The organism is uncultured Draconibacterium sp., from assembly GCF_913060805.1.
In the GTDB taxonomy this organism is placed as follows: domain Bacteria; phylum Bacteroidota; class Bacteroidia; order Bacteroidales; family Prolixibacteraceae; genus Draconibacterium.
Genome location: NZ_CAJXTC010000019.1, coordinates 1 through 18,658, shown reverse-complemented (window position 1 = coordinate 18,658; position 18,658 = coordinate 1). Strand labels below are relative to the sequence as shown.

The following is an 18,658-nucleotide window of genomic DNA, read 5'->3' as shown; positions in this document are numbered from 1 at the left end:
TAAAAAGAATTATGAGGATGAAGATGACTAAGATTTTGATGATACTGGCAGTTGCCGGCATGTTTTTATCGTGTGTAAGAAACAAAAACAACACGCCGGCTCAGGCTCAGAGCGAAGGCGCATTCAATATGATTAAAGTCTCGGAAGTGATTCAGGGAGGAAGTTACACCTACATTAGTGCTACCGAAAATGGCATTGCAAAGTGGATTGCTGTTGCCAAACAAGACGTGAATCCGGGCGAAGTTTTATACTACTACGATGCGCTGCCAATGGAAAATTTCCACAGTAAAGAGATCGACAAAACTTTTGATGTGATTTATTTTGTCAATAAGATCAGCAAAACACCGGGAGCAGAGCAGCCTGCCATGGGTGGTGGCACCATGCCGCCATCACATCAGGGAAAAGTGGCTGCAAATGATGCTGAAGTTGAAATCAGTAAAGCCGATGGAGAGCTGAAGATTGCTGATGTTTTTGCCAATAAAGCTGATTACAGCAGCAAAGAATTTGAAATTAAGGGAGCTGTTGTAAAGGTGAACGAGCAGGTGATGGGTAAAAACTGGGTGCACATTCAGGATGGTACCGGTACCGATGGTAAATTCGACCTGACAATTACAACACAAGCCAATGTTAAAGTTGGCGACGTAGTTACTTTTAAAGGAAAACTTACGTTGGAAAAAGATTTTGGCGCCGGTTATTTCTACGATGTAATTATGGAAGATGGATCCCTGGTAGAAAAAGAGGGAACACAGATTTAATAAGTATCAATATATCCTTTAATAGCTTCGAGATAAGCTGTTAAAGGATATAATTTTTCATCGTACCACAACGATGCAAAATACAATCCAATAGGGGCTTTTTTTAGCCCATTTTTTTTGTAATAATTCTCGAGCCAGGCCAATCCTTTTTCGATTTCAGCTTGTGATTTTGTGCCGTTTAAAGCGGCAACGGCAAGTGCTGTTTCTTCAATCGAACCTTCAATTCCAAAGTCTCCTCCCCAACTGCCATTTTCGTTTTGAACTTTAAGCAGAAATTTCGTTCCGTCAGCGATCATTTTTTGAATTCGATTAATTAGAATAGGCTCATCTTTCAACAATAATTTTGCTTTCTGAACGTAGGTGAGTACCCGCGCAGTTCCGTATACCGGATTTCCATGATTGTCGGTATGTTGATTTCCGAACCACAGAGGTAACCAAGAACCATTTTCTTTTTGGTGGTTTTCCAGATAGTCGACGGCTTTGTTTATGGCAGTCGAGTATTGTTTATTCTGTTTTAAACTCAGCTCTAACTTGTATACATTCAGTAGTTTTGCAAGCGCTAAAACACAGTGCCCGGTTAAATCGGCACAACTCTGATCGAAAGGTAATTTTCCCCAGCCACGCGAAAAAGTAGGGAAACCGCCATCGTTATTTTGAAGTTTCAGCAGCCATTCTCCTCCACTCAATATTTCTTCTCTGATTGTATGATGAGGTGCTAGATCTAAAAGTGCCAGAATGGCTCCCGGCGTATCGTCGCAATCGGGAACAGAACCTGAGTAGTTTGTCCAACTCCAGCCACCCGGCAAAGTGCCGTTAAACGAATGCACCGTTTTATTCTGCACCGATAGCAAATGATTGACAATTCGCTTTTGTTGTGTTTCCGACAATACTTCGTCTTTTCTTTCTCCCAACGCTTTTACACTAAGTGTGGTTACCCATGTTGAGAGGTCAATATCGATGGGCCAGCTGCCATCTTCACGTTGTGTACGCTTTAAAAAGGCAATTCCTTTGTCTACAACAATCGAATCTCTTAATCCCGCATTTATAAGGCTTAAGGCAACAAATGCAGTCAGTGGAATCGCTTCCAGGAAACCTCCACTTTCGGGTAGCGATCGTTCCAGAATTTTTAGGGCTTTCTTTTCTGCTATTGCTCTAATGGCACGTGTTAATCCGTTAGATTTTTTCTTGCGGAAAACCACAATCCCAACGGCAATCAGTGCCGGAATTGCATAACTAACCACACTCAGATTCAGCAAACGATAAAATTTGCGCGGCAACAAAGCCAGCTCGAAAGGTAACTGCGGAATGTGTTTAAAACCATCGTCGCCGGGAATGCCGCAAAGTGCACACAGCGTTAAAATCGGTACCGAGAATGTATAATCTTTTTGGTAGTGATCGAGAATTACTTTTGCCACCTGATCAGAGCGAACATCAACATTTTGTGTTTTTAGGTAGTCAGCCAGTTTTTGCTGTGTTGACTTTACTTCAGGATTGTTTTCTGTGTAAAGGTTCAAGGTAGCATAAGAAAGTAAAGAGCTTGAAATATTGGCCGGACTTTCGGGTGTGTCTCCAAAACCACCGTCAGCATTTTGATGGGAGGAAAGCCATTTCAGCCCTTTTTCAATTTCCTGCTGATGAAGTGTGGCATCGTGAAAATGAAGTGCCGCAATAGCAACAGCCACACCAAGCGCACTCGACGATAATTCTCCCGACCAGAAGCCGTCATCGTTAAGCTCGCTTAGCAAAATATCGCTGAGTTCCTTAAATAGTATTTCTAACTGTTCTTTTTTCAATTTCTTCCTTTTTAAACCACATTAGGCACATTAGAATTTTGCCTATTGCAATTTGCTTATTACCTATTCCTTCAAAAATCTAAAATCGTTAATCATCATTCAATATTCCTTTTCTTTTATCATCGCTTTATCTTTCTTGCTCCAGACTCTTATCGATCTCTGATCTATGCCTCGTCGTGGAGCGCAGTTGGTTTGTATGTTCTAACCCCGGAGCTAAAGCACTGGGCTACCGATATCTCGTCCCTACAGGACTCAATGCCAACTGTTAATTGCTAATTGCCAACTCCTTCTGAAATCTAAAATCGTTAATCATTTCCGACACTTCGGTCGGGACTAGTTCCACTAACCATTTTTAGTTCTCCGCCTATCTGCGGTTCCTAAAAACCGAGTGTCACTGAGTATTCATCATTCATTCTCCTTTTGCCTTTCAACTTTTTCCTTTTTACTTAATTTCTTACAAGGCTTCCCAATGCCAGCAACCCATAAAACGTATATTCCAAATCGCGTGTTTCGTCACCATCACCGGAAAGAAAGGCTCCTGAAAGATAATTCATTTGAATAAAATCAAGGCAATCGGGAGTGATCAGTCGCAGATCGTAATTGGTTTCAGCCAAAGAAAAAAGTGCTACGCCGGTTGATAATGTGTCGCTGAAAGGTGTAGTTTCAAAAGCCCTGAAACCTGCCTGCAACTGGTGAAATTCCAATAGCAATTTCTGGTATTTTCTGTAGCCCAATCCCAAATCGAAACGGGCAAAACAAAGTGCTGCGACTAAACTACACGGCGAGTTTTCTTTCACCTTGTAAAAGGATAACCAAACGCGTGCCATCAGGTTAAAGAGAAAACGATTTTTCGCAGTGGCATCAATGGTTAATGCCAGCAGAAAAAAACGGTAAGAAATATCCATAAAGTTGTGACCCGAAAAAACTTTCCTGAGCAACGAGAATACTGATTCGTTTTTTTGTTGCGGAAACAACTCCGTTTTCATCAGGTTTAGCGCCAGATCTTCGACTCTACTTGATGTTGCCGGGTGTTTTGAAATGTATGTTTTTAATTGCTCAATTTCGGTGTTTTGTCCGATGGCTAAACTTAACCAGCAACCAAAAAGCGAGTAATACGGATCTGGATTTCCGGCACGATCGCAAAAGCCACCCGAAGCGTGTTGCTGACTTTTAATAAAATCAATGATTTCGTGTTGTATTTCGGGCGATAAAGTTTCAAATCCTAAAGAAAGTCGCCGAACCAGTTTTTTGTAGATCGCGATCTTCTTTGGTTTACTCATTGGTAGTTTCTGACTTAAAGATTTTTCCCATCACACCATAAAGGCTCAGGCGTAGCTTGGAATTTTCCAGTTTATCGAGTTCTGCGTAACAGTTGTCGACGTATTTCTGTAGGTATTCTTTTGCAACTTCCTGTAATCCGTTTTCATCAATCAGCTTTCTGAATTCGGTTACCTGTTCGAACAAGTTTGCTGGTGTCTCTTTATCCTGATCTGCAAAATGTTTATTCAGCAAGGCCAGCAGGAACGGATAATCTCCGGTTTTTTCGGCGGTGTGTGGTTCTGTATATTCATTCAGATCGTCGCGAATTTGGTAAGCAATTCCCATATAATCAGCAAATTGTTCCAGAATTTGTTGTTCCTGTTTGTTTGCTTCACCAACAATTGCTCCCAAAAGCAAGGCCACTTTAATGGCTTCGCCGGTTTTATTTTTAAAAACCCCGATCATCTCATCGGGCAGCAACTGAATTTTGCCATCGTTAAAAAGAATGTCGACACCTTGTCCGCGTGTTAATTGTATGTGTGAGCGTGCAATAAAACGCAGGCAGTTTTTGATGGTTGCATTCGAAACATCCAGATCACTCAGCAACTCATAGCCTTTGCCAATCAGGAAATCACCGGCATTAATGGCCTGAGGTACGCCGTATTTTGCATGTGCTGTAAGCGTGTTGTAACGCTGGTTGGCATTGTCCTCAATGTCGTCGTGAATAAGGGATGCCTTATGGAAACACTCGATAATAAGCGTTAAAGGCTGTAAAAGCTCATCGTTATCAGTATTTGAGTAAGCCAGATAACTTAAAGCTGTAAGCAGGGGACGTATTCTCTGTCCATCAACAAGCAAATATTCCTGTACAATTTGTTCGGTTTTATCGCGGCCCTGAATGTATTTTTCGATGTTTGCTTTGGTGAAAAAATCTTCAATGCGGTTCTTTAACAACGATACCGAAATAGGCTGGTGTTCTTCATCAGATTCAAACGAACGCATTTCATCCAGAATCCATTTTATGTCAGCGCGGGTGTCTTCGCAACCATCAAAAAGTAGCGGAATTCCGATTACCGGAACGGCAGCATTTGACACCGGCTCGAACGAACGTTGCAACACCGGCATACAACTCACACCAATTACGGCATCAATCGATCCTTCTTCCACCAAACCAACGGCAACGGTAGTTCCTTCGGCCACCAGGTTGGCGTAACCTTTCGATTCGGCTTCAATTAACAGATCATCGATAGGGCAGGCTTTACATCCGGCGCAGTTCAATCCCAATTCGTCGAACATGCCCTCGCATTTTTCCTTATTGTTTAAACATTGAGGAAGTAATAAAAGACGACGGCTCATGGGCGTGGCTTTTACCGTTTTGCGCCACGATTCGTTGCCCAACAAAACCATGGCAAAAGGAATAAACTCTTCTGAGATTTCCTGATCAGCGATCATGGCGGTTGCAAGTTGCTCCAGTTTCAAAATGTTGACAGGTGGGCGCAGACCAATTTTTTCGACCATAGCAGCAGCAGCCTTACGCATTTTGTTGCGTATGAACGATTCCTCAGGAACTTTCAATATGCCGTTTGTCTCCTTCATATTATCCGTAGGCGCCAAAGCCAAAAAATGCCCGTTTTTTTGCAAAGCGATACACCCAACTCTTTTCGCGAACGGGTTTTGCCGAGCCATGGCTGGAAACTTTTACCATTTTGCTCAGTCGTTCGGCTTCGTTATCCCGGCCCGATGTATCTTTTGCGGCGTGTTGTTTTGTATAATTTACCAACCACTGCGGATCGTCCATGACGATGCACCCCGTGGTCAGTTTTGGTATTTCTGTTTTAAATCCTGCCAAAAAAGTTGAATTGCGGTAAACACTTTCCAGATCACCATCGGCCACATTGTTGGTGGCAAACTGAATAACAGGGCAAGGTTCAATATCGCCCGATGCATTAATATGGTGACTCAATCCCGATGCTGCGGGGCACAATCCTTTGCCATTTTCATCCCAGTAAGCATCGATTATGGCAATGTTGTATTTCTTACGAGCATCGACCATAAACTGACGAAGTTGCTCAATCTGTTCTGCCGAAAGACAGAGGTCAACAGTGGCGTCTTGTCCCGCCGGACGATAAATGTAGTACCACAAATAAAGCACCCCGCGATCGATCAGCGATTGAATAAATTCATCCGAAAAAGCAAGATCGATATTTGATTTGCAAACACTCATGGCTACACCAGTTATCAATCCTGCATCGGTTGAATGATCGATGGCAGCCTGCGCTTTTTGGTAAACGTTTTTTCCTCCGCGACGCACATCGGCAACTTCGTTGTCGCCTTCAAAACTAATCAGTGGCGAAACGTTGGCCAGTTTGCGCAAACGTTCAGCAATTTCCTTAGTCAGCAATGTGCCGTTGGTAAATAGTTGAAAGTAGCAATCAGAATGTTTTTCAAAAACATCAAAAAGTGGTTTATACATCAATGGTTCGCCACCCAGTATTCCGAAAAAATAGGATCCTTTTGCTTTTGATTGCGTAATGATAGAATCCAGCATTTCGGGCGACATTCGCGCATTTTGTTTTTTATGCGTTACCCAACATCCCTGACAATTCAGGTTACAATCGTCGGTAACCGAAATAAAATGGAATGCCGGGAAAAAATCGCCATTTTTTATGCGTTTCTGAAAACGCTGAATGCCACGGGCGCCTTTTATGCCCATGTTATATGCAAACTTATACAAGCATTTTTTATCTGTTTTCAGTAGTTGTTTAAGCATCGTTTTTTGGGTTCTTAAAGCTGTTCTTTAATTCTTCCAGGGCTCTCTTTTTCTCTTCTTCGGCTTGTTGAAAAGCGCCTTGTTTGAAAATATTTCTCCGGGCGTTGTTTCGTTCGTTCAGCATAACAAACAAATTCCCTTTTTGATCGTTTCCAGATGTTTTTTCCCCTGTTGGTTCTGCTCCTGATAAAGCTGAATTCTCGGGTAATCGTGGGAAAATGATTGCCGAAGCCGGACAGGTTCGTCCACAAGCCGGGCAGTTATTTTTGCACGACAACGGATTAACAACCTCGAGACTTTTTTTATTGTACGAATAAACCCCAAAAACACAAAACCGTGCACATTGTCCGCAAAGGGTACAACGCGATTTATCGATAATCGGGTACCAGGCCGGAACTTTCAGGTCGGTCTTTTTTATTTCGTAAAATGTTTCGTCTTGTTTTTCTTCGATTTTCCCGGATAACTCTGCAGTAATTTGTTCGGCACCGGCTTCCCTGAAATTAAATACCTCGTAATTGCTCAGTTGCACCCCATTCTGCTCAAACATATTTTTAATGGCTCGCGGATAGCACGCGGCAATTAATGTTTTATCGTAATCTTTATCCAGATTGTGCAGGAAATCTTTTTCATTGAGCGAAAAAGCACACAGGTCGTGTAGTTCGTAAATATCAACTCCGAGCGGTTTGAAAGCTTCGGAAAGCTCATCCTTTTTTTCGTCGGAAATGATGCCCGCACCACAGTTGCAAAAAATCAGGCAAGTTTTGTTTGTCATTTTTCTGGTAATGAAAAGCTAAATAAGCAAAATTCTGCTCAACTTAAAAATGCTTGCCCGCCTTTAACAATCAATTAAGACGGATAGGCTGTTAACCGCGATGAATAAAATTGTTTTGCAGATGAGTTGACCCGATTGGCAGAGGAAAAGGTACGCACATTGAATTAATGGCACAAAAGACGAGGAATGACCTGATTTTGTAATAATTATTCCGAAATTTATACCAGTACATTGAAACAGACAATCAAAATATTATGAACCGCTTATTGCTTATTGCCTTGTTTGCCCTGCTTTTTGTTTCGTGCAATTCGGAAAAGGAGCAGAAACCTAAAAAGAATGTTGAACTGTCGGCTCACGACCAAAAAATGGAGTGGTGGCGTGAAGCCCGCTTCGGAATGTTTATCCACTGGGGATTGTATGCCGAGCCGGCAGGGGAATGGAAAGGCGAGCGTATTCCTGGTATTAGTGAGTGGATTATGGCGAATGCGAAAATTCCGGTGAAGGAATATGAGAAATTGGCCGAATCGTTTAATCCCGATAAATACGATGCCGAAGAATGGGTGAAACTGGCTAAATATGCCGGAATGAAATACATTGTAATTACTTCGAAACACCACGATGGTTTTGCAATGTTTCATTCAAAAGCCAGCAAATACAATATTGTTGATGCCACGCCATTTGATCGCGATCCGTTAAAAGAACTCGCTGAAGTTTGTGAAAGAGAAGGGATACGACTTGGTTTTTACTACTCGCAGGCGCAAGACTGGCACGAGCCGGGCGGAACGTACTGGAACATTGAAGAGGGCGAACCGCATTGGGATCCGGATCTGAAACGCGAACCACTGATGAATTACATTAATGGAAAAGCGGTGCCACAGGTAAAAGAAATTCTCGAAAATTACGGTGGACTTGACATTTTGTGGTGGGACACGCCACGCGGAATGATAGAAGAAGCGGCTAACGCATTAAAAGCAGTAACCGATGATTATCCAAATCTGATCACAAATAACCGTTTGTATCGTCCGTGGCCCGGAGATTTTCAAACACCGGAACAGCATGTGCCGCCAACAGGACTGGATTACGATTGGGAGGTGTGTATGACCATGAACACCAGCTGGGGCTACAAATGGTACGACGAAAATTGGAAATCATCAGAGGAGCTAATAAAGATGCTGGTTGATATTGCCAGTAAAGGCGGCAATCTGTTATTGAATGTGGGACCAACTGCAAAAGGTGAATTCCCGAAAGCCAGTGTTGAAAGGCTAAAAGAAATGGGGCACTGGATGCAACAAAACGGTAAATCGATTTATGGTACCAGCGCGAGTCCGTTTTATAAACTTCCGTGGGGACGTTGTACTACCAAAAAAGAAGGAGGCGTAACCAATCTTTATCTACACGTTTTCGACTGGCCAAAAGATGGTTTGCTGCGGGTGCCAGGACTGGAAGCGAATGTACGAGATGTTTATCTTTTGGCGAATCAGCAGCAGCATTTTGCCTGGAAATTTGAAGATGGTGATTTACATATTCATGCGCCATCGGTGATATTTGATGAGATAAATACGGTTGTGGTTGTGAAGATTCGCGGAGAGATGACAGTAACCAGTAATAAACCACATCTAAAAGAGGGAAGTATACTGCTGCCCGCTGATTTTGCCGATATTTATAATCCAGGTTATGGAGAACACGCCGTTTTAAAAGGCAGCGGATCAAATTCGGTTGTAACAAACTGGATAGATGCACGAACACGACTGGAGTGGATTTTTGATGCAGAACCGGGAAAATATCGTGTTGAAGCTTTGGTATGGAGTGCTGAAAAGGGAGGAGTGTCAGTTACCTTAGGCGATCAGAAAATAGAAGCTGAAATTCCCGATACCGGAGAGGAGTATGAATTATTGAAACTGGGTGAAATTGAAATAAAGGAAAGCGGTGAACAATCAATTTCGTTGTTGCCTGCTGCAGGAAATAATCGCGATAAACAGTTGATGTATTTGGAGTTGATAAAGCTGAAGCAATGAGGATTGTCATCTCGATCCGTCGGCTGACGGAGAGAGATCTGTTACAGCAGAGTTTCTAAGTGACAGATTCTTCGCTATGCTCAGAATGACCGCTGGTATGGATTAAGCAAGGCGCTTAGCGGTTTTGAACCACTAAGCGCATCACTTATTAAAGTTTTTATTTACTCATCTCCGCAAAATATTTATAGAATAGCGGAATGGTTTTTATGCCTTTGTAAAACTGCTCCAGCGGGTAGTTCTCGTTGGGCGAGTGGATGGCATCCGATTCAAGTCCGAAGCCCATTAATACTGTTTTAATTCCAAGTACCTTCTCAAAAGTTGAGATAATTGGAATACTACCTCCTGAGCGAACAGGTACAGGACGCTTTCCGAAAGTATCGGTGTAAGCTTTTTCAGCTGCCTGGTAGGCCGGAATATCAATTGGGCAAACATAAGCAGGGCCACCGTGTAATGAGGTAACCTCAACTTTTACCGAGTTGGGCGCAATACTTTCGAAGTGCTCTTTAAAAAGCACGGCTATTTTTTCGTGATCCTGATCGGGTACCAAACGCGATGAGATTTTAGCAAATGCTTTTGATGGCAATACGGTTTTTGCACCTTCGCCTGTATAGCCGCCCCAAATACCACACACATCAAACGACGGGCGAATGCCGGTGTGTTCGCTAGTTGTAAATCCTTTTTCTCCTTTCAGCTCATCAACGCCAATGGCTTTTTTATATTTTTCCTCGTTAAACGGAGCTTTAGCCAGCAACGCACGTTCTTCAGCCGAAACTTCCTGTGCCGTATCGTAAAATCCGGGAATGGTAATTGTTCCGTTTTCGTCAACCATTTGGTCGATCATCGAACAAAGTACATTAATTGGGTTGGCAACAGCGCCACCAAATAATCCGGAATGCAGGTCGCGGTTTGGGCCGGTAACTTCTACCTGCCAGTAGGCCAAACCTCGTAATCCTGTTGTAATTGAAGGAATATCGGCAGCCAACATTGATGTGTCAGACACTAAAATAATATCAGCTTTAAGCATTTCTTTGTTTTGCTCACACCAAAGTCCAAGGTTCGGTGATCCAACTTCCTCTTCGCCTTCAATCATAAATTTTACATTGCAGGGCAGTGTGTTGGTTTTTACCATCAGCTCGAAAGCTTTGGCGTGCATCATTCCCTGTCCTTTATCATCGTCGGCCCCGCGGGCGTAAATCTTACCATCGCGCACTTGCGGATCAAACGGAGGGGTATCCCACAAATCAATAGGATCAACCGGCATAACGTCCATGTGTCCGTAAACCAAAACGGTTGGCAGAGCGGGATCGATAATCTTTTCACCATAAGTTACCGGGTTACCTGCGGTCTCAAAAATATCGGCTTTGTCGGCGCCGGCTTCCAGCAATGTTTTTTTCCAGTATTCAGCAGCTTTGTACATATCTGGTTTGTGGGCGGCAATCGAACTGATCGACGGAATGCGGATCAATCCGAATAATTCCTCCAAAAACCTGTCTTTGTTTTCCTCTACATATTTATTAATGTATTCCATAACTTTTAATTGTGTTTTCCTTAAATAATTGACGATGAAAATAGTGTTTTTAGCAGGATTAAAAAAGAGGTTTTGTCATGAACCGACGCACAAAAAAAGGGCGATCATACGACCGCCCTTTCAATAAGTTTATCACAACTTAATTAGTCAACAATAGCTTTAAATTTAGCATTGTCGAAATATTTTGCGAATTCCATATCTGTTTTGGCAACTGCTTTCAAGTCCGCGTTCATGTCAACAGCAGCTTTCAGACTGTCGAACAATAACGATTCTTTTGCAGTACGAGCACCAATTACAGCTTTGAAATATTCTGTCATGTAGCAACCTTCAATTGTACAAGCGTCAAGATCTTTAACTGCGCCGTTGTTGTTCCCGGCCAGTAATTTTGCCAATCCTGAGTTTACATCAGCAAATTTGTTGAAGTACTGAACAGCTCTGTCGTACTCTGCTTTTTTAATGCTAACAATACCCATGTTGTAGTTTACAGCGTCGCCGGCACCTGCAGCAGCTCCAAATAAAGCTTCAGCACCTTCAACATCGCCTTCAGTTAAAGTAACAGCACCAACGTTGTTTTTAACGATAGGCTCGTTGTTCGCCAATTTCTCAGCTTTGTCGAACATTGGTTTTGCATCGGCATATTTGTATTGCTGAACCATTACATAACCTACGTTGTTCGGGCCTCTCCAGTCGTTTGGATAGGCTTTAACGAACGAGTTGTATACTGAAAGTTGTTCGTTAAGATCTTCGAATAAAGTAGCAGCGTAAAGCAATTCTGCAGGATTTAAAGAAGCAGGATCAGCTTTGGCAGCAGCTTTTAATTCTTCGTCGGTTTTACCGATCATATCAACGCTGGTAGTCATTTTTGCACGACGTAACTCAGGAAGAATTTCGTCAGCAACAGCAGTAAATGTAACACTCAGGTTACGAATTTCGCGCTCGCGAACTTCAGGATCGTTGTACATAGAAAGTACGCGAAGGATCAGTTCTTTGTCTTTAATGTTCGATTGCTCCAACAATGTTTTAAATCCGTCCCAGTCTTCAGGAGTGTATTTTGTTTTCAACTGAACATCAACACCGGCTTCTTTTAATTTTTTAGCCAAAAATGCTGAAGAAGTTTCTTTACGTTTTGCAGCAAGGTCAGTGTTCAAATCGATCTCACCATCAGGAGAAGCGTAAGCCGAAATCTCAACATCTTTCAGGTCGATTCTTTCGTCTTCGTTTGCTTTTTTAGTGTAGTCTTCCAAAGCCGAAACTTCAGTTTTCGAAGTCTCTTCGCGGCGAAGGTTCGAACGGTTGATCAGGTATTTGATGTCTGCTGTCATTTCATCAGGAACAATGCGCTGGAAAGCGTCGATGTTCGGATCGTATTTTCCGCTGTTGTTAGCTTCGCGCTGAACACCTAAAATAGCTTTAGGGATCATGATCACTTTTTCGCTTGTAGCGATAACACCGTCAGCAACTTTGATTGGCTCGAAATCAACAGACTTAGCACCTTGAGAAGCTTTGATGTTTACGTAAAGCTCTGATTTTGCCATTGCATTTTTGTAATCAACAGCATCTTTATAACTTACGTTACCACCGTTGTAGCTAATTACTTTGTTGTTGGCTTCAACGTTTTCGCCCTGAACAGAAACCGGCTGGTAAGCAGTTTCGCCACCTTCGTATTTTAATACCGGAGTGGCTGTTAGAGTTACTTTTTTATTGAAGTATTTGGCGGGGAAACGGGCGTCGATTGCTACCCCAACTTCACTCGCGTGTGCTTCGAGCACTTCAGGAGTAACTTTGAAGTTAATTTGATCGGCATTTTTCTTCATTTTGTTTAGTCCGGAACATCCAGACAATACAACCGCAACACCAACGAAAAGGGCGATAGGTTTAAAGTTGATTCTTCTCATAACAGACATTATTTATACTTAAATTAAAAATTCACATTCGAGCAGACAAAAATAAAAAGCTTTTCATTATTTGAAAGCTGTAGCTCATGTTTTTATCACAATATCAGACGGTTTATCCCTAATTTATATTCACTATTAAAAATGGCGGATTTCAATTGCTGATAATGGTCAGGATTTTGCACAAAATCGATGCCATTAATGTCGATAATCAGTATTGGGAAGGAGGAAATTTGTTTAAAAAAGTTAAAGTATCCGTCACCGATTTTAGCCAGGTAAACAGGATCCATATTTTGTTCATAATCGCGCCCGCGCATTTTTATATTTTTCATCAGTCGGTCGACATCTGAATGGAGGTAAACGTATAAATCGGGTTTGGGCATCGATTCGAAAATAATGTTGAAGATTTGCCGGAAAAGATGGTACTCATCTTTTTTTAAGGTGTTCTCGGCAAAAATTGCTGTTTTCGCAAAATAGTAGTCGGCCACCATAAACGGGTGAAAAAGATCGAGGTTGAGCACTTCGTTTTTTATCTGGTTGTAGCGATCGGCTAAAAACGATAGTTCCAGCGGAAATGAATAACGTTCTTTGTCTTTGTAAAACTTCGGCAGAAATGGGTTGTCGGCAAATTGCTCCAACACCAGTTTGGCGTTGTAATCTTCGGCAATCATTCGCGAAAGTGTTGATTTGCCGGCCCCTATATTTCCCTCAATAACCAGAAATTGCATTATCCTTCAACATAAAAATTCCCGGTAACAAATCGTGCTACCGGGAATCCAAAAGTAGTATTTCTTGATTGAAAATTCCGGCTTGTTTACAATTAATTTTTCAATATAATTCCGGCTTTGGGGAATGAGCTATAACTAGCCCCGTCTTTTAAGGCGGGGACGGAAAATAGGTTAGAGAAAAAGGAATAAAAGGGAATTTTGTAATTTTTAATTTACAAAATTCCCTTTTATTCCTGCGATCAGTCTGAATGTGCTAGTCCCCACCCTAAAGGATGGGGTTATTCATATTCATCATCCGGAGACTCCGAATTTTATTCAGCCAGCGTTTTAATACCCATATTCCACAATGTGAAGCCATAAATATCGGCATACTGCTCAATGGTTTTGCTTACCGGTGTTCCTGCTCCGTGACCTGCATCCGTTTCAATACGTATAAGAACCGGATTATCGCCTGCCTGTTTGGCCTGCAATTCGGCAGCAAATTTAAAGCTGTGTGCCGGAACTACACGGTCGTCGTGGTCGCCGGTGGTTACCAGTGTTGCCGGATAAGCAACGCCGGCTTTTACATTGTGCACCGGCGAATAACCTTTTAGGTATTCAAACATTTCTTTGTTGTCTTGGGCCGTTCCGTAATCGTAGGCCCAACCTGCACCTGCTGTAAAGGTGTGGTAACGTAACATATCCATTACACCAACTGCCGGAAGTGCCACTTTCATCAGCTCAGGACGTTGTGTCATAACCGCTCCAACCAATAATCCACCGTTCGATCCGCCACGGATGGCGAGGTAATCGCTCGATGTATATTTCTCTGCAATCAGATATTCAGCAGCGGCAATAAAATCGTCGAAAACATTTTGCTTTTGCATTTTTGTTCCGGCGTCGTGCCACTTTTTACCGTACTCACCACCACCGCGTAAATTGGCAACAGCATAAACACCACCTTGCTCCAGCCAAACAGCGTTGGTAACCGAAAAACTTGGTGTAAGGCTAACGTTAAAACCACCGTAACCATAAAGGATCGTTGGGTTCTTTCCATTCAGTTCTGTGCCTTTTTTGTAGGTAATGATCATCGGAATTTTCGTGCCGTCTTTCGAGGCGTAGAACACCTGTTTGCTTTCAAAATCATTTGGATTGAAATCGATAGCCGGTTTGCGGTACAATTCCGATTCGCCGGTCTCAAAATCATACTGATAAATGCTTCCCGGTGTAATGTAGTTGGTGAAAGTGTAATACATCTCAGTAGCCTTTTTCTTGGCACCAAAACCACCAACAGATCCAACTCCGGGCAATTCTACTTCGCGAATCATTTTGCCGTTGTAATCGTATTGGTAGACTTTTGAAACCGCATCTATCATGTATTCGGCAAAGAAGTAGCCACAGCCGGTTGACGTGCTAAGTACATTTTCTGTTTCAGGAATAAAATCCACCCAGTTTTCAGGAGTTGGATTACTTACATCGGTAGTAACAACTCTTTGGTTAGGTGCATTTAAATTGGTAACCAGGTAGAGTTTAGTGCCCACATTGTCGATTACCTGAGTATCGCTCTTGTCTTCGGCAAGAATGGTAATAAACTTGCTATTTGGTTTTGTAAGGTTTTTAATAAACAATTTGTTGCCGGAAGTAGAAATAGCGGCCGTAATTACCAAATAATGGTTGTCATCAGTAACATACCCATTTACGTAACGGTGTTTTTGCTCGGGTGTTCCACCAAATATCAGCTCATCCTCTTTTTGAGCCGTGCCCATTTTATGGTAGTACAATTTATGCTGATCGGTTTTTGCCGATAACTGACTTCCCTTTGGTTTGTCGTAGCTTGAGTAGAAAAATCCTTCGTCGCCTTTCCACGAAATACCGGTAAATTTCACATCAATCAAAGTGTCGCCAATTTGCGTTTTGGAGTCGGTATCCATAATGATGATCTTACGCCAGTCGCTACCTCCTTCAGAGATCGAATAAGCGGCAATTTTACCGTTCTCCGAAAAACTCAAAGCGTCTAACGAAGTTGTTCCGTCTTCCGCAAAAGTGTTAGGATCGAGAAAAACTTCGGCAGTTGATTCATCTGCCCCGGTTTTAAAACGGTAAACCACATATTGGTTTTGCAGTCCGTCGTTTTTGTAAAAATAGGTCCAGTCGCCTTCCTTAAACGGCGCACCCACTTTTTCGTAGTTCCATATCGACGAAAGTCTTTCTTTTAATTCTTCTCGGTACGGAATCTGGTTCAGGTAGCCATAAGTTACTTTGTTTTCTGCTTTCACCCATTCGGCAGTTTCGGCCGAGTGGTCGTCTTCGAGCCAACGATACGGGTCGGCCACTTCAACACCAAAATAGGTGTCTTTTACGTCTCCTTTTTTTGTCACAGGATAATCCAATTTTTTTTGTTGTTCAGTACAGGCAAACAGAACAATTGATGCCAGTACAAATAAAACAGTGTTCTTCATTGTGCAGTTGTTTTTCGCTAAATAAATAATTCTTGATTACAATTTCCTTGATATCAGTCATGCGAGTGTTGGAAAGGTAACAGCATACCACTGTTTTTGTTGACCGGACTTACATAAGCCGCTTCTCTTTTCTGAGCTTTTTGTCTTTTAAATGCCCCCAAACATAGGTTGGCAACAGGCAGATGGAAAAACCAATAAGGAACAATTCGAGTTTAATGTCGGCATTTAGCTGCATAAGCAGGTAACCAAGTATAGAACCAGCTATAATTCCAAAGAAAGAAATGAGGTAGGTGAAATAATACGGTGCATAAAAACCGTGTTCCTTTTGCATGTGTTTCGAGAGGCGGGTAATCAGTCGGTCGTAAGTTCGGCGATCTTTACCAACATGGTTTACTGCCTGATGGATGGTGTCAACCGCTTCTGCAATATCGATCCGGTTTCTTTGACACTCGGGGCAGCTGCCGGAAAAATCGTCAACACGTGCGATGTTGCGTTTAAACTCGTCGATACGGAAAAAGCGAAGGTCTTTATCGTTGCCGCCTTGTAATTGTTCGTCTATTTTATTGTGAAGTTCTTCTGACCAGTTACCCATGTTTTTCAAATTTTGATGGCGAAGTTAAGAAAAGGAAGTGAAATGTCACTTGTCATTGGTCACCGGGAAACAAAAAACGCTCCACCAAAAGGCGGAGCGTTTTTATTATTTTGCTTGAAATTTATTCAGCTCTTAGTCGTTATCGCGACGAGGACGGAAGTCTCTGCGATCGCCACCTCTGCGGTCATCACGTCTTCTGTCGCCACCTCTGCGGTCATCGCGACGGCGATCTCCACCTCTGCGGTCACCACCACGATTTTCTCTTGGTGGGCGCTCTACGTAACCTTCTGGTTTTGGAAGCAACACTTTGCGCGAAAGTTTCAGTTTACCGGTTTTTTCGTCAACACCGATCAGTTTCACTTCAACAATTTCGCCTTCTTTGGCAAAGTCCTCTGCGTTTTCAACGCGTTCCCAAGCCATTTCAGATACGTGCAACAAACCTTCTTTTCCAGGAATAATCTCGATAAATGCTCCGAAAGAAACAACCGATTTTACTTTTCCCTGGTAAATTTCACCAACTTCAGGAAGTGCAGTAATTGCTTTGATTTTTGCTTTTGCAGCTTCAATTGGCTCTAAACCTGCTCCAGAAATCTGAACCAAACCTGCATCGTCAACTTCTTCGATTACGATTACAGTTTCTGTTTCTTCCTGAATCGCCTGAATAACTTTTCCACCAGGTCCGATTACCGCACCGATCATATCTTTAGGAATCTGAACGGTTTCGATACGTGGAACATTTGGTTTAAAGTCTTCGCGAACTTCAGGAATCACTTTAAGCATTTCGCCTAAAATGTGTAAACGGCCTTCTTTTGCCTGTTGCAATGCTTCTGCAAGCACTTCGTATGGCAGTCCGTCAACTTTAATATCCATTTGAGTAGCGGTAATACCATCGGCAGTACCGGTTACTTTAAAGTCCATGTCACCCAGGTGGTCTTCGTCACCAAGAATGTCAGAAAGAACGGCGTATTTTGAAGCACCTTTATCGGTAATCAATCCCATTGCGATACCCGATACCGGTTTTTTGATCTTCAATCCGCAGTCCATCAATCCCATTGTTCCGGCACAAACAGTTGCCATCGATGATGATCCGTTTGATTCCAAAATATCAGAAACAATACGAACTACATAAGGCGAATCTGCAGGAAGCATTTTCTTCAATGCGCGGTGTGCCAGGTTTCCGTGACCGATCTCGCGACGGCTGGTTCCGCGTGGCGTTTTAGGATCGCCAACACAGAATGGAGGGAAGTTATAATGTAAAAGGAATTTCTCTTTTCCCTGAACAGTTACCTGGTCGATAATCTTTTCATCCATTTTGGTACCCAATGTAATCGAAGTTAACGATTGGGTTTCTCCACGGGTGAAAATCGATGATCCGTGTGCACCAGGAAGATAATCAACCTCTACCCAGATAGGACGGATTTCGTTAGTTTTACGGCCATCCAAACGAATTGCATCGTCAAGGATCATGCGGCGCATAGCTTCTTTTTCTACGTCGTGGTAGTAACGGCGAATCAATTTTTCGTTGGCTACCAAATCAAGCTCCTCGTTTTCGGCGTTTGCCTCAAGGTAAGCTTCAACATATTCGTCAACAACAGCAGCAAAAGACTCCATACGCAGGCTTTTGTTGGTAATTTGTTGTTTGGCAATGTCGTATGCTTTTTCGTAAAGATCGGCTTTTACCTGTGCACGCAATTCTTCGTCGTTGTTTTCGTGACAGTATTCACGTTTTACAACTCCCAGTTCTGCAGCCAGTTCTTCCTGAACTTTACAATGCTTTTTAATTTCGTCGTGTGCAACTTTAATCGCTTCCAACATTACATCTTCCGACACTTCATCCATTTCGCCTTCAACCATCATAATGTTGTCGAACGATGCTCCAACCATAATGTCAAGATCGGCCTCGGCCAATTGCGAGTATGTTGGATTGATAACGAATTCGCCACCGATGCGGGCTACGCGAACTTCTGAAATCGGAGTAGTGAAAGGAACATCTGAAACAGCGATAGCTGCTGATGCTGCTAATCCTGCCAGGCAATCTGGCATTTCATCTTTTCCTGATGAGATCAGTGAGATCATTACCGCGGTTTCAGCGTGGTAATCTTCCGGGAAAAGTGG

At 42.6% G+C, this 18,658-nt stretch carries 13 protein-coding genes; 2 read left to right on the top strand and 11 right to left on the bottom strand.

Features of this window, described 5'->3' with window-relative positions:
* Positions 1-17: 17 nt before the first annotated feature.
* On the top strand, positions 18-755 hold the full coding sequence (locus QZ576_RS12765) for a hypothetical protein (RefSeq protein ID WP_297097755.1): 738 nt from the start codon (positions 18-20) through the stop codon (positions 753-755).
* On the opposite strand, the gene QZ576_RS12760 is transcribed toward QZ576_RS12765, so the two are convergent.
* The 5 genes from QZ576_RS12760 to QZ576_RS12740 form a co-directional block, all read right to left on the bottom strand.
* On the bottom strand, positions 752-2,548 hold the full coding sequence (locus QZ576_RS12760) for a prenyltransferase/squalene oxidase repeat-containing protein (RefSeq protein ID WP_297097753.1): 1,797 nt from the start codon (positions 2,546-2,548) through the stop codon (positions 752-754). The genes QZ576_RS12765 and QZ576_RS12760 overlap by 4 nt on opposite strands.
* 446 nt (positions 2,549-2,994) lie before the next feature.
* Positions 2,995-3,828 carry a prenyltransferase/squalene oxidase repeat-containing protein gene (locus QZ576_RS12755; RefSeq protein WP_297097751.1) on the bottom strand — a complete coding sequence of 278 codons (834 nt, stop codon included), beginning with the start codon at positions 3,826-3,828 and terminating at the stop codon, positions 2,995-2,997.
* Positions 3,821-5,494, bottom strand: coding sequence for a polyprenyl synthetase family protein (locus QZ576_RS12750; RefSeq protein WP_297097749.1), 1,674 nt, complete (start codon positions 5,492-5,494; stop codon positions 3,821-3,823). Before QZ576_RS12750 ends, QZ576_RS12755 begins: the two co-directional genes overlap by 8 nt.
* Entirely contained in the window at positions 5,406-6,578 is a 1,173-nt protein-coding gene (locus QZ576_RS12745; protein WP_297097748.1) for a radical SAM protein, read from the bottom strand. Before QZ576_RS12745 ends, QZ576_RS12750 begins: the two co-directional genes overlap by 89 nt.
* On the bottom strand, positions 6,571-7,350 hold the full coding sequence (locus tag QZ576_RS12740) for a hypothetical protein (protein ID WP_297097746.1): 780 nt from the start codon (positions 7,348-7,350) through the stop codon (positions 6,571-6,573). The genes QZ576_RS12745 and QZ576_RS12740 overlap by 8 nt, the downstream gene beginning before the upstream one ends.
* Before the next feature lie 254 nt (positions 7,351-7,604).
* On the opposite strand from QZ576_RS12740, the gene QZ576_RS12735 reads away from it, so the two are divergent.
* Positions 7,605-9,365, top strand: a complete 1,761-nt coding sequence (locus QZ576_RS12735) for an alpha-L-fucosidase (RefSeq protein WP_297097744.1) — start codon at positions 7,605-7,607, stop codon at positions 9,363-9,365.
* Between the two features lie 157 nt (positions 9,366-9,522).
* On the opposite strand, the gene QZ576_RS12730 is transcribed toward QZ576_RS12735, so the two are convergent.
* The 6 genes from QZ576_RS12730 to pnp form a co-directional block, all read right to left on the bottom strand.
* Positions 9,523-10,893: a dipeptidase gene (locus QZ576_RS12730; RefSeq protein WP_297097741.1), complete on the bottom strand. Its 1,371-nt coding sequence runs from the start codon at positions 10,891-10,893 to the stop codon at positions 9,523-9,525.
* A gap of 143 nt (positions 10,894-11,036) precedes the next feature.
* On the bottom strand, positions 11,037-12,788 hold the full coding sequence (locus tag QZ576_RS12725) for a hypothetical protein (protein WP_297097740.1): 1,752 nt from the start codon (positions 12,786-12,788) through the stop codon (positions 11,037-11,039).
* A gap of 95 nt (positions 12,789-12,883) precedes the next feature.
* Positions 12,884-13,513: a deoxynucleoside kinase gene (locus tag QZ576_RS12720; RefSeq protein ID WP_297097737.1), complete on the bottom strand. Its 630-nt coding sequence runs from the start codon at positions 13,511-13,513 to the stop codon at positions 12,884-12,886.
* Between the two features lie 311 nt (positions 13,514-13,824).
* Positions 13,825-15,951 carry a prolyl oligopeptidase family serine peptidase gene (locus tag QZ576_RS12715; RefSeq protein ID WP_297097735.1) on the bottom strand — a complete coding sequence of 709 codons (2,127 nt, stop codon included), beginning with the start codon at positions 15,949-15,951 and terminating at the stop codon, positions 13,825-13,827.
* Positions 15,952-16,060: 109 nt separating this feature from the next.
* Positions 16,061-16,543, bottom strand: a complete 483-nt coding sequence (locus QZ576_RS12710) for a SoxR reducing system RseC family protein (RefSeq protein ID WP_297097733.1) — start codon at positions 16,541-16,543, stop codon at positions 16,061-16,063.
* A 132-nt stretch (positions 16,544-16,675) separates the two neighbouring features.
* A partial coding sequence (pnp, locus tag QZ576_RS12705) for a polyribonucleotide nucleotidyltransferase (RefSeq protein WP_297097731.1) occupies positions 16,676-18,658 on the bottom strand: 1,983 nt, incomplete at its 5' end.